At 67.8% G+C, this 10,819-nt stretch carries 8 protein-coding genes; 5 read left to right on the top strand and 3 right to left on the bottom strand.

The window, feature by feature from the left end; all coding sequences use genetic code 11:
• Positions 1-174: 174 nt before the first annotated feature.
• The gene (locus FRW57_RS24275; RefSeq protein WP_238384477.1) at positions 175-333 is read right to left on the bottom strand and encodes a hypothetical protein; all 159 of its coding nucleotides are present in this window, start codon (positions 331-333) and stop codon (positions 175-177) included.
• Between FRW57_RS24275 and FRW57_RS00730 the strand changes: the two genes are divergently transcribed.
• From FRW57_RS00730 to FRW57_RS00710, 5 genes are all read left to right on the top strand, one after another.
• Positions 290-1,279, top strand: a complete 990-nt coding sequence (locus FRW57_RS00730) for a glycosyltransferase family 2 protein (protein ID WP_238999229.1) — start codon at positions 290-292, stop codon at positions 1,277-1,279. The genes FRW57_RS24275 and FRW57_RS00730 overlap by 44 nt on opposite strands.
• Positions 1,280-1,518: 239 nt before the next feature.
• The gene (locus FRW57_RS00725; protein WP_238384459.1) at positions 1,519-2,463 is read left to right on the top strand and encodes a sulfite exporter TauE/SafE family protein; all 945 of its coding nucleotides are present in this window, start codon (positions 1,519-1,521) and stop codon (positions 2,461-2,463) included.
• Complete coding sequence (locus FRW57_RS00720) at positions 2,460-3,494, top strand: glycoside hydrolase family 26 protein (protein ID WP_137119914.1); 1,035 nt, start codon at positions 2,460-2,462, stop codon at positions 3,492-3,494. The genes FRW57_RS00725 and FRW57_RS00720 overlap by 4 nt, the downstream gene beginning before the upstream one ends.
• Positions 3,491-4,312 carry a sulfotransferase family protein gene (locus FRW57_RS00715; protein WP_137119915.1) on the top strand — a complete coding sequence of 274 codons (822 nt, stop codon included), beginning with the start codon at positions 3,491-3,493 and terminating at the stop codon, positions 4,310-4,312. The genes FRW57_RS00720 and FRW57_RS00715 overlap by 4 nt, the downstream gene beginning before the upstream one ends.
• Entirely contained in the window at positions 4,312-5,172 is an 861-nt protein-coding gene (locus FRW57_RS00710) for a sulfotransferase (RefSeq protein ID WP_162308109.1), read from the top strand. The genes FRW57_RS00715 and FRW57_RS00710 overlap by 1 nt, the downstream gene beginning before the upstream one ends.
• 40 nt (positions 5,173-5,212) lie before the next feature.
• Here FRW57_RS00710 and FRW57_RS00705 read toward each other — a convergent pair whose 3' ends face one another.
• Positions 5,213-5,788 (bottom strand): hypothetical protein, encoded by a 576-nt coding sequence (locus FRW57_RS00705; protein ID WP_137119917.1) that lies wholly within the window; start codon positions 5,786-5,788, stop codon positions 5,213-5,215.
• 154 nt (positions 5,789-5,942) lie between these two features.
• Complete coding sequence (locus tag FRW57_RS00700; protein ID WP_152185018.1) at positions 5,943-10,526, bottom strand: PKD domain-containing protein; 4,584 nt, start codon at positions 10,524-10,526, stop codon at positions 5,943-5,945.
• Positions 10,527-10,819: the final 293 nt, after the last annotated feature.

The raw sequence follows: 10,819 nt of genomic DNA, 5'->3' as shown, positions 1-10,819 counted from the left end.
GACCGCACCGCTGCCTGAGGCCCGGAGCGGCCAGGCGCACCTGCTGTTGCGCCATCATGGCTGGCCTCTGGGTCAGGCGCGGGTCTCCGGCCTCTGCGCAATGGCAAGCCACGCCGACTGGATCGAAGCTGTACGGCGCGTGGCCCCTGACGTCCTCACCTCGGCTCCGCCGAGTCACGCCGCTTCGTTGTCCGAGCCGGCTGCCACCACCACGAGCGGGGGTCCCGCGGCGCGCCGGCTGTCGGTCGTCGTGGCCACGCTCGGGGTCAGCCCACAGTTGCGCCAGGCCGTGACCTCGCTGCTGAACCAGGACCAGCCGCTCGACGAGCTCATCGTCGTGGACAACGACCCGACGTCGCACGGTGTCTCACAACGGCTGGCGGGGATCGACGACACCAGACTGCGCATCCTGCCCGAGCCACGGCTGGGTGCCTCGCATGCGCGCAACACGGGGTTGGCCAACGTCCGGACGCCACTCGTCGCCTTTGTCGACGACGACGCGGTCCCGGATCTCGACTGGGCTCGGCGCATCACAGAAGTGTTCGACTGTGATGAGCGAATCCAGTGCGTCACCGGTCTCGTCGTGCCCCTGTCGCTCGAGACGGTGGAACAGGTCTGGTTCGAGGAGTTCAACGGCTTCGAAAAGGGTTACAGGCTGGCAGTGTGGTCTCCCGACAGACTCGATGTGGCGCTTCAGGATCGATTGAGCACCCTGGCACATGAGGCGGGATCCCCCAGCCCTGCCGTCACTGGTCGGCGCGGGGTGGCATTTCCTTATACCGCGGCCGAGTTCGGTTCCGGCAATTCCATGGCCTTCCGCACCTCAGCCCTTCGTGCGATCGGCGGATTCGACCCCGCTCTGGGCCCGGGCACATCAACGTGCGCCGGCGAGGACCTGGACGTGTTCCGAGCCATCTACCTCTCCGGAGGCACGATGGTCTACCAACCAGGCGCGGTGGTGCGTCACCACCACCGGCGCGATTACGGCCACTTGCGTCAGCAGGTCTACGCCTACGGGACCGGGCTGACAGCGCACATGACCAAACTGGTCGTGACCCGGCCTGCTCGGTTGCCCCATCTCCTCACGCGGGCACCGGCATCGATACGTGTGCTCTTGTCGCCCCGCTCGGAGAAGAACGCCGGCAAGTCCCCGTTTTTTCCCGCAGACCTGACTCGCACCGAACTCAGGGGCATCATCAGGGGTCCGTGGGCTTACCTCCGTTCGCGACGAGCCATCCGACGCGCGGAACGCTCTGCCACACACACGGACCCTTCGTAGCTGCTCGACCGGCCCCGGCCCCACGCCCTACCTGGGTTGCGCTCCGGTCGTGCACGCGAAGTTGCGGCGATTTCTGCATTCACCACACCGCTCACGCAACATTTCGTTAACGTCATTGCGTGGGGCAGCACGGCGCCGACAGCCAGCTTGGACGAGCCGGGGGTGCTCTACGACGGTGGTGAGAAGGCGTGCGCCGCGTGTGACGGTGCGTAGCCTCGGTCGGGAGGCAGGGACGTGAAGTGATCGATCCAGTGATGACGGTGACGTCGTTCGGGATCGGCATCATCGTGGGCCTGACCGGCATGGGGGGTGGGGCGCTCATGACGCCGGCCCTCGTCCTGATCTTCGGTGTCCCGCCGCTCGCGGCCGTCTCGAGCGACCTCGTTGCCAGTGCGTTCATGAAGCCGGTGGGCTCGTTCGTCCACCTCCGCCACGGCACGGTGAACCTCAACCTCGTGAAGTGGCTCGTCGTGGGCTCGGTCCCCGCTGCGTTCGGCGGCGTGCTGATCGCGCGGGCCCTCGGAGACGGAAAGCATGTCCAGCACGTCATCCAGGTCGCCCTCGGTGGGGCGCTGCTCGTGGCGGCGACCGGCTTGACGATCCGCGCCTACCTCCGACTGCTGGAGCGGGCCAGACGTCGGGACGGCAAGGGCGAGGCACTCCCCGGTGGGCCGCCGGTGATCAAGGTCCGCATCCTGTCCACCGTCGCCGTCGGCATCGTGGGTGGCGTGGTCGTCGGCCTGACCTCCGTGGGAGCCGGCTCGCTGATCATCATCGCCCTCATGGCGCTCTACCCCGGCCTCAAGGCGAGCCAGCTCGTGGGCACCGACCTGGTCCAGGCGGTCCCCCTCGTGATGGCGGCGGCCCTGGGCCACATCTTCTTCGGCGACCTGCACCTGGGCGTGACCGTGTCGTTGCTCGTGGGGTCCATTCCGGGTGTGTGGGTCGGCGCACACCTCTCCTCCCGGGCCCCCGGTGGCCTGGTGCGCCGCGCACTGGCCTTCGTGCTGCTGGCCTCGTCGCTGAAGATGCTCGGGCTCCCCACCGTGACCACGGCGATGGCACTCGGGGGCGTGCTGTGCATCGCTCCTCTGCTGTGGATGCTGGTGCGCCGCCACTACGGCTTCCCAGCCCTGGCGCACCACCGGGTGAAGGCCAAGCAGGCCGTGGCGGCGCAGCGGTGAAGAGATCCTGGCGGGCAGCGCTGGCCGTGCTCGTCCTGATGGGTGCGGCGGCCTGCTCCTCCGACCAGTCGGCACCGGTCAGCAACGAGTGCACTCTTTCCAAGGATCTCGTGCCGTCGTGCGGCGCGCTGTGGGGCGTCTCCACCCAACCCAAGTCCGAGTCGGCGCTCGCGACTTTGGAGCAGCAGGTCAAACGACCCTTCGATCTCGTCTACAACTACCACGACCTCGAGCAACCGATCCCGACCGACGCCGAGCGCCAGATGGTGGCCAAGGGCATGATCCTGCACCTGAGCATCGCGGCGCGCGTGTATGGCGACAGCCAGCAGATCTCGTATGTGTCGATCGCCCGGGGCGACTACGACGACTCGCTGCGACGCCAGGCCGAGGGGATCGCAAGCCTGAAGACTCCCGTCTTCCTGACCTTCGAGCAGGAGGGGAACCAACAGCGCAAGCTCGGCACCCGTGGCAGCGCAGCTGACTACAAGGCGGCCTGGCGACACGTGCACCAGGTCTACGAGAGCGCGGGGGCAACGAACGCCGTCTGGGTCTGGGTCATGACCGGCCGTGAGCAGAACCTCTCCCGCGCCGGATCGATCTGGCCGGGCAACCGCTACGTCGACTGGATCAGCTGGAACGTCTACAACCAGTCCGGCTGCAAGTCGGGTCGTATCAAGGACGACGCCTACCGCTCCTTCGAAGAGCGGCTCAAGCCCTTCTATGACTGGGTCCACGAGCATGGCCCCGCGCTGGGCATCGATCCGGACAAGCCGGCGATGATCAGCGAGTCCGGCTCGGTGCTCTATCCGGACGATGCTCAGCGCACCGCGAACTGGTATCGCTCCATCCCTTCCGTCCTCCGCAAGTACCCGCAGGTCAAAGCCATCACGCTCTGGGACAGCAAGACAAGCGACACCTGCGACTACCGCTTCGGCCGAAACCGTGCGGTCCTCCAAGGCGTCATCGACGCCGGGGCCAGTCCGTGGCTCAACGTCAACACCTCGACCCTCCAGGATGGCGAAACACGATGAGTTCTGACACCGCTTCCCAGAGGCTCGACCTGAGCATCGATCCGCGCCGACTCGTCTTCGTCGGTGGTCTGCACCGCAGCGGCACGACGCCGCTGACGAGGATGCTGGCCGAACACCCTCAGGTGGCTGGTCTGACGGCGACCGGGGTGGAGGAGGACGAGGGACAGCACCTGCAGTCCGTTTACCCGATCGCCCGGTCCTACGGCGGTGCCGGTGTGTTCGCCTTCGACCCCCGAGCCCACGTGACCGAGGAGTCTCCCCTTCGCGTCGCATCGACGAGCGCGGACCTGCTCCGCTCGTGGACGCCCTTCTGGGACGTCGAGCGCGACCTGCTGGTCGAGAAGTCGCCGCCCAACCTGGTCATGGGCCGCTTCCTCCAGAGCGTCTTCCCGGGCAGTTGCCTCGTCGTGGTGATCCGCAACCCCGTCGTCGTCGCGCTCTCGACCAAGAAGTGGGCTCGCTGGACGAGCCTGCCCAAGCTCGTGCGGCACTGGGTCGTGGCCCACGAGGTCCTGCGGGCGGACGCACGGCACCTCGACCGCCTGTTGGTCCTTCGCTACGAGGACCTGGTGCACGAGCCGCACGAGACCTTGGAACGACTACGGCTGTTCCTGGGGTTGACTGGTGACATCCCGCACCATCGCCTCGACCCGGCACGCTCGTTGCCCTACCTGCGGCGATGGGACAGCATGGCCACCGGTAACCCGCTGCAGCGCCGCTCCCGCCGCATCATCGAGGACAAGTTCGGGGACGCCATGGCCGACTACGGCTACGACGTGCACGACCTCACCGCCCGCGCCAGATGGACGTGGGACTGATGTGCCCGCGCCCGGCTCCCTTGCTGGTCACGGGTATGCCGCGCTCGGGCACCACGTGGTTGGCGCGCCTGCTCTCCTGCGCGGCGGGGACCGCACTGGCGGGACGGGAGCCGATGAACCCCCGCGGCTCCCAGTACGCACTCGGTGGCACCCTCGACGGCTGGACCCGGCTCCGCGAGCCGTCGAGGCAGCAACGTCGCCGGCTGAACACGGCATACCGGGGGTTGAACCCCCTAGTCTACAGCCGCTACGGCAACCGGCAGTGGGCAGCCCCCCTGCCCTCGACGCGCATGATCGTCAAGGATCCCTTCGCGCTGTTGTCCCTGCCCATGCTGACCTCCGTGACGGGTGCCCTGCCGGTGATCGTCTATCGCCACCCGGGGGCCATGTTGGCGAGCTTCCGCCGCGTCGGTTGGGCGGCGAACCCCGTTGAGCTCCAACAGCTCGAACGGATTCCGTCCACGCACGGGGGCGGCGCCACGCGCTGGCCGGCCGACGAGGTGGGCAATCTGGGGGCCACGTGGGCCGCGCTCTACCGGATGGCACTCGAGGACCTGTCCAGCCTGCCGGCGGCGATGGTCGTGTCGCACGAGGAGTTGGCCACCGGGGGCGAATCGGCCGCCAAGGCACTCTTCGCAGCAGTCTCACTGACCTGGAGCGACAGTGCCGCACGGTTCTTCGGCGGTGGGGCCGCCTCGGCCGAGAACTCCTCTGCCCTGCACAATCTCGACCGCTCGCCCGCCGTGGTCGCGAACGCCTGGCGCGCCAAGGTGGACGCCGGCGACGTCGCGGTGCTGGAAGCGGGCGCCGGGGACGTGCTCGAGGAGCTCAACCGGCGGCGGTTCCGGCTCCTCACTTGAGCGAGCTGGTTGTCGGCTACCGCCCGAATCTGGTTGTCGGCTACCGCTTGAAAGTGACGCGGAAGCAGCCGGTGTCCTGACCGGACGTCGCCTTGATCTGCCAGGTCCCAGGTCCCGCGATCGGGACCTGGCTGTCGTAGAAGCTGACCCCGGCAGCGTCCGACACGACCCCGTCCCGCACGGTGTTGGTCTTGGCTCCGGCGGCCACCTTGGTGACCTTCAGCACCAGTCCGCCCGAGACCGCCTTGCCCGACTTCGGGATCCAGTAGAGACGGACCTTGGTCGGCTCCGGCGAGGTCGAACGGCTCGTCGCGAACTGCTTCTTGGCCGTGTCGAAGGGCCCCGCCGCCATGCTGCCGGAGCGCACGTCTCGCCCGCCGCCCACAGCCGGGCAGGATCCGGCCGGGTTGGGCAGGCGGTTGAGCACCGAGGCGGCGGTGAGCGAGGGCTCCCCACCGGGCTTGGTCGACCCCACCGCGCTATCGTCCTTGGCCGCGTGGGTCTCGCCCTGGTCCTGCGGCGTGCCGTGCGTGGCGCTGCCGGAGGTCTTGGCCTTGGCGGACCCCTTCGACGACACGGTGGGCTTGGTGCTGTTGCCGGCGCTCGGGGAGCTCACGGCCGCCGGCGCAGTCGAGTGCGCACTCGCGCCAGCGCCGGCGGACTGACCAGGGCTCGCCGAGTCCGAAGCAGTGCTGCTGCAGCCCGCGACGGCCGTCAGCACCACGCATCCGAGAATGACTGCAGAAGATCGCCTGGTCATGACACTTCCTTTACTGGGAGACGCGGAGGGGGATGGTCCACATGATGGCCTGGGAGCCGCGCGAGTTGGCAGTGGCGGTCACGGCACCTGCCGTGGTGCCCGCCTCCGGGCCGCCGTCCGCCGCCAGCACGCTCATCGAGCCACTGCCATCGTCATACGCCTCGCCCCGGACCGACTGACCGGCCGGCACCGACCACGAGGTCGTGTTGGTCGACTTGTCGCTCCACAAGCGCAGCGCCACGTCACCCGGCGACAACGACACCGCCGGCGCCGTGTGGCTGTTGGTCCGAGTGGTGTCCGACGCGCTGGCAAACGCACCCACCGGGTTGGACGCGTCCACACCCGAGTACGCCATCACCTGCAGACCCGACTTCGACCACTTGCTCAGCGACACCTGCACCGGAGAACCGGCATCACCGGCGTCGGCGACCTTCCACCACACCTTCGAGGACATCCCGTCGATCGACACCGTGTCCACCGCGGTCCACCCCGCCGGAGCGTCCATGTCCACCGCCGTGTTGTTCGCGTCAACCGCCAACACCAACACGTCACCAGCCGACACCCCGTCCGGCACCGGCACCGACGGCGTTCGCGAGCTGACCGTGACACTCTGGCCAGCCACGAACGCGATCCCGGCACCCACCGGAGCCGACGACACCGACACCGACTTGGACACCACACCCGTGGCACCACCGTTGTCGGTCACCGTCAGTTTCACCGTGAACTGACCATCCCCGGCATACACATGGCTCGGCTTGACCTCCGTCGACGTCCCACCATCACCGAACGACCACGCATACGACGCGATGCTGCCATCCGGATCCGACGACCCCGACCCATCGAACGAACACGACAGACCCTGACAATCCACCGAGAACGACGCCAGGGGTGTGGCGTTGCCGCCACCAGCTGAAGCCTCCCGCAGGGGGACGGTCCACATGATGGCCTGGGAGCCGCGCGAGTTGGCAGTGGCGGTCACGGCACCTGCCGTGGTGCCCGCCTCCGGGCCGCCGTCCGCCGCCAGCACGCTCATCGAGCCACTGCCATCGTCATACGCCTCGCCCCGGACCGACTGACCGGCCGGCACCGACCACGAGGTCGTGTTGGTCGACTTGTCGCTCCACAAGCGCAGCGCCACGTCACCCGGCGACAACGACACCGCCGGCGCCGTGTGGCTGTTGGTCCGAGTGGTGTCCGACGCGCTGGCAAACGCACCCACCGGGTTGGACGCGTCCACACCCGAGTACGCCATCACCTGCAGACCCGACTTCGACCACTTGCTCAGCGACACCTGCACCGGAGAACCGGCATCACCGGCGTCGGCGACCTTCCACCACACCTTCGAGGACATCCCGTCGATCGACACCGTGTCCACCGCGGTCCACCCCGCCGGAGCGTCCATGTCCACCGCCGTGTTGTTCGCGTCAACCGCCAACACCAACACGTCACCAGCCGACACCCCGTCCGGCACCGGCACCGACGGCGTTCGCGAGCTGACCGTGACACTCTGGCCAGCCACGAACGCGATCCCGGCACCCACCGGAGCCGACGACACCGACACCGACTTGGACACCACACCCGTGGCACCACCGTTGTCGGTCACCGTCAGTTTCACCGTGAACTGACCATCCCCGGCATACACATGGCTCGGCTTGACCTCCGTCGACGTCCCACCATCACCGAACGACCACGCATACGACGCGATGCTGCCATCCGGATCCGACGACCCCGACCCATCGAACGAACACGACAGACCCTGACAATCCACCGAGAACGACGCCAGCGGAGCCTGGTTCGGCGGCGCGGACACCTGCACGGTCTTCTGCACCCGGCCCGTCGCGCCGTTGTTGTCGGTCACGGTGAGCGTGACCGGGTAGCTGCCGGGGCTGGTGTAGCTGTGGGAGGGCCTCGACCCGGTGGCGGTCGTGCCGTCACCGAAGTTCCACGACCACGAGGCCACGCTGCCGTCCGGGTCAGAGGACCCGGTGCCGTCGAACGTGCAGTCCAACGCTGTGCAACCAGACGTGAATGCCGCCACCGGAGGCTTGTTCACCGGCGCCTGCGGCCCGATGAAGACGGACCTGCCGCGCCAGTCGATCCCGCCGGACGCAGGGTCGTTGACCTTGGTCGCCGAGCCCGTGACGGTACCGTTCGCCAGGGAGATCTTCCAGAGAGCTCCCGTCGACTGCTTGACGAAGTAGAGCGTGTTGCCGTCGCGGAAGGCCCCGCCGACGTCCGACCACATCGGGTCGGTCGACGCCGTGAACTCGTCCGGGCCGACGATGCCCGCGTCAGGCGTGAAGTAGCGGTAGCGCAAGGTGCTCTGGCCGAACAGCGTGTAGTAGATGCGCCCGTTCCAGTAGAACATGCTGGTCAGGTTGCTCAACTGCCCGTAGAAGGCGACCGTCACGCCGTCGTAGACGCTGTCACCGCTCCCGGTGCGCACCCCGTCCCACTTGGGGTCGTGATAGGGGTCGAGCTTGGTCGCCGCCCCGAAGGAACCGTTCGACCACACCCGCTGGTAGAGGGCGCCGCTGACGTCTGCGTAGTAGAGCGTGGAGCCGAGCATGAAGGCGCCGCGCGTCTTGCTCCAGTCGAGGTCGCCCGCGTTCACTGGCTGCAGGGTCCCGGCCGTCTGGCCGTCGAAGGTGACCTGGCTGAGGGTACCCGGCGGAGGCGGCGTCGCGCCGCCACCGCCGGCCTTGACGATCTCGATGCCGTTGATCAGCGGGTTCTCGGTGACGTGTCCGAACTGGATGTCGACCGAACCGTCACTGGTGACGTTGAACTGTCGCATGGTGCCGGTCTGGTCACCAGCGGAGGCAACGATGTCGAAGTTCGACAGAACGCGCTGGCCGTCGATGTCGACGTTGAACACACGCTGGCCGGCGGTGCCGGTGCAGCTGCACCGATTGGCGAAGTAGAGCCGCACCGAGACCTGTTGTCCAGCTGGCACGGGGAAGTTCCAGGCCATCTCCGGGTCGCCGCCGCCGTCCCACCGCTCGGAGTCGAAGACCGAGCGCGGTGTCGACGCCGGCACCGTGCCGTCCACCGAAGGCACCGGGTCATAGGTGGCAGCGTTGTTTCCGCTGTTGTGGTAGGGGCTCTGCGGGTTGTCGTCCACTGCCCAGTTGGGACCGGAGTCCACCGCTTGCAGTGCCGGACCCGCGGCGTTGACGCGGTAGAGCACGTTGCTGTTCGCCGTGCTGCCCTGGGAACCACCGATCATCACGTTGCCGGGCAGCGCGGGGGACGTCGTCGATGCCAGCTGCTTGCCCTCGTCGAACTTGAAATAGGCGATCCGGTTGCGCCGGTAATCCCGGTTTCCGATCCACTCGGTGTCACTGCCGACGTAGATCCCGTCGGGACCGGCGTAGAGGGCGAAGGCGCCTGCGCCACGTGGGTTGCGGCCGGGGTTCCAGGCCACCGGGACACCGTTCTGTGCATCCACCGCCGCCAGTCCAGGCCGCGGGACGGCACCCTGCGCCGCGTAGTCACTGCCGAAGGTGTTGTTCATCCAGCGCATGTGCCCGCCGACGAAGACGACCTTGTCGGTGACTGCGATGCCACGAAGGGTGTCACCACCGGTGGCCGAGAACCAGGTCGGCTGGATGTCGGTGCCCGTGGCCGCGGTCTCGAACCGTGCGACACCGTCGCAGAGGGTTCCCGTGTTGTGACCGCCGGTTGCGGTGATCGCGAACCAGTTGCCGCTGGGCGCGAAGCGGACGCCACGGACCGTGGCGTCGAACGCCCACGAGAAGCACAGTGGCTGGTAGCGGTTGGTGTTCCAGTCCGGCTGAACGGTTGCCTGCGTGCCGGCGGTGTTGATCAGGACCACCTGGTCGCGGTCGAGGCCGTCCGCCTTGCGGAAGTTCCCGACGACGACGAGGCGGGAACCGTCCGAGCTGAGGTCCATGTCCCGCACCCCGATCGGCTCCTGCTTCCCGCCGGGCGAGGTGTTGTGGTGCTCGGTGAGCTGCACGTTCAGGAAGCCATCCACGCCGCCGGTGGTGGCGTTGACCGAGGTGAGGCCACCCGCCGGGTCGCCGCCGACCTGGTCGAAGTAGCCCCCGACGTAGAGACGGTCACCGCGCCGACCCAGCGCCTGCACACCCGCGTTCATGTTTGGTCCGTTGAACGAGGTGATCGGCTCACCGGTGTTCACGTCGAGCAGGGCCAGACGAGACTCTGATCGGCCGTTCACCTGGGTGAAGGCGCCGCCGACGTAGACGGTGTCCGCGGTCGGACCCGGCAGTAGTGCCTGCACCAGACCATTGAGTTGTGGGCGGAAGGTCGTCCGGAGGGCTCCGGTGTTGGCATCGAACGCCATGATGTACGGCTGGTTGATGGTGGTACTGCTGGGCGTTTGGCTGATCGTCGTGAAGTTGCCCCCTACGAAGGCCGTGTCACCCACCTGCGTGATGGCCAGCACCTGGCCGTCGTCGATCGCCGGAGTGCCGGACACGGGAACCGCTCCGGGGACGTCGTTCACTGTGGCCGCGCTTGCAGCGGGGACGGCCACTGGAGCCACCACCCCCAACAGCGCGGCGACAAGGGCGAGGACCGAAAGGAAAGCCAGCCGTGTCTTGCGCAAGGCAGTCACCTCATCACCATGAGCGGCTCATCGACATGAGCCCCTGATTTGTCCGCTCTTCCCCTTCGGGCCACAACGGCCACCGCCTATGGCGGTACGGGTGCCAGAGAACCTCCTCGGAGGGCCCCGCGTCAGGAAAACGAGGAAGTCAGACGACCATCAGCCCAAAATGGCCCGAATTGACTAGTCACCCGAGGGCCCCTTCCAGGGGGTCCGTGCCACTTTGCCGAATCGCCCTTCGAATTCCCCCGGACCGACCTACGCTGGGCGGGTCATTGAGGGGAAGGATCGGC

The sequence above is a fragment of the Segeticoccus rhizosphaerae genome, assembly GCF_009192725.1.
Taxonomy (GTDB): Bacteria; Actinomycetota; Actinomycetes; order Actinomycetales; family Dermatophilaceae; genus Segeticoccus; species Segeticoccus rhizosphaerae.
Note: the sequence above shows the minus strand (reverse complement) of the source record. Positions and strands in the feature narration are given on the sequence as shown.